Source organism: Holdemanella sp., from assembly GCF_056804935.1.
In genome coordinates this window covers 1-2,121 of the sequence record NZ_DBMEXE010000233.1, presented here as the reverse complement: position 1 = coordinate 2,121, position 2,121 = coordinate 1, and the positions used below count along the sequence as shown (strand labels likewise).

At 36.7% G+C, this 2,121-nt stretch carries 2 protein-coding genes; both read right to left on the bottom strand.

Annotation, left to right across the window (positions count from 1 at the left end; all coding sequences use genetic code 11):
• On the bottom strand, window positions 1–588 hold a 588-nt coding region (trmB, locus tag ACZQCL_RS08710), incomplete at its 3' end, for a tRNA (guanosine(46)-N7)-methyltransferase TrmB (protein ID WP_482482840.1).
• A gap of 7 nt (window positions 589–595) precedes the next feature.
• Window positions 596–1,984 carry a dipeptidase PepV gene (gene pepV / locus ACZQCL_RS08705; RefSeq protein ID WP_482482838.1) on the bottom strand — a complete coding sequence of 463 codons (1,389 nt, stop codon included), beginning with the start codon at window positions 1,982–1,984 and terminating at the stop codon, window positions 596–598.
• Between the last annotated feature and the right edge of the window lie 137 nt (window positions 1,985–2,121).

Here is a 2,121-nt window from a genome sequence, read left to right as displayed (position 1 = left end):
AGAAATGAATTTTTGTTCATATTCTGTAATCGCATCTTCATCATGTTTTTCACGACGATAATCTACACTGATTTCAACCATCTTAAAACCGGCATTTTGAAATTCAATCAAGCTATATTCAAATAAAGCACTGTTATCGGTCTTCATTTGGATTTCACCATTGAAAGATAAAATACGCTTGTATTGATCTAAAAAAGTAGTGCTGGATAAACGTCTTTTCGCATAGCGCTTTTTAGGCCATGGATCCGAGAAATTCAAGTGAATCACATCCACTTCACGCGGACCAAACCATTCTCCAATGGAACTCGCATCATCTTGAATCAGTTTCAAACGTTTCTTTTCTGTATCCTCATCGTATTTTTTAGCGGCAATACCTGCAGCACTCTCATTCTTTTCAATCGCAATAAATCCAGTGTCTGGATACATCTTAGCCATATCTAAAGAATAGTTTCCTTTACCACACCCAATTTCGATATGTAAAGTATCTGTATCCAATAACTTTTTCCAGTTTCCTGCTTGTTTGGATGGTTCTTTTACTAAACAACTCGCAGTAGGCAAATAGTCTGTTGCCCACTTTACTTTACGCATTCTCATATTAGCTGCACAATGTCACGATCGCATCGGCATAAATACAGATAGCCTGCAACAAGTTATCTAATTTAATACCTTCATCACGTTGGTGACATCCTCCTACAAACGCATCGGTTTCAATCACTTCATTTGGAAGTTCTGGTCCATACGATACAAAGTTTTCAAATTTACGAGCATACGTTCCACCACCAATTGTGATTGGACAAGAGAAAGTATCGCCTGTGTATTTTTGGTAGACACTCATTAAATCTTTCACTAAACGAGAATCTGGGTCTACGAATAATGGTTTTGAATCTCCACGATTTTCTGCTTTGATATTTGAAGTCAAGTTTGCACAAGCTGCATCAAATTTTGCCATGATTTCATCGGCATTCGTATCATTTGGATAACGAATATCAATTAAGATATCTGTTTCATTGTTTTCCATATTGACAATACCTGTATTCATTGTCAAGAAAGACATATATAAACCATCTTTTTCAATACCTACCGGTTTACCCATCCAGTCTTTTAGTAAGAAATATAAATCTTTTGAAAGTTGATCATCATAGGCTTCACCAATAAAGTTCAACAATAAGACAGCGGCATTTACACCGTTATATGGCATAGCTGCATGCGCAAATGCACCATCAATATGTAAAGTTACGCCATCTTCACTTCTTTTGATGGAACCCTTAACGCCTTGCGTAGCACAATAGAATTTAAATAAATCTTCTTGTTGATAACTCATGACATCCACTGTGACATCGGCTTTACCAATCACAATATTTGGACGGCTTCCCGCATGAAGTTTCTTGATGACAGTTGCATCACTACTTACTAAGCCAACATGTAAGCCACCTTTTTCACCATAAATAACTGGGAAATTGGCATCTGGTACAAATCCCATTTGAGGAACTTCGGCATGATCCACATAGTAGTTCATACATTCCATACCAGATTCTTCATCGCATCCTGTAATCAGCATGACTCTTTTTTTCAAAGGAATGTTTAAGTCACGAATCATCTTTAATGCATAGTATCCAGCTAATGCAGGACCTTTATCATCCATAACACCACGTCCAAAGATGTAGCCATTTTCTAACGTTACTTTTAAAGGATCTTTTGTCCATCCCTCTCCTAGTGGCACAATGTCCAAGTGTCCTAAAACACCAAATGTTTCTTCTCCTTGACCATATTCAACAACGCCTGCATATCCATCAATGTCTTTGGTTTCAAAGCCATCGCGCTTAGCCATATCTAACATGGCATCCAATACGTCACGACAGTTTTTTCCAAAAGGAACATTTTCAGCTTTCGTTGATTCATCACGAACACTTTCATACGATACAAGTGTGTTTAAGTCTTTTAAGAAATCGTCTTTATATTTAAGTACTTCTGTATTAAAATCCATAATTTTCACCTCTACCCAACTATTTTACCACATAGTCAAGAAAAAAGAACTCGTTTTTAACGAGTTCCTAACTTTTACGCTTCTGTTTTTTCTTCTTCTGTTTTAGGTTTTGGAAGTAAAGCTTTTGCGCTTACATT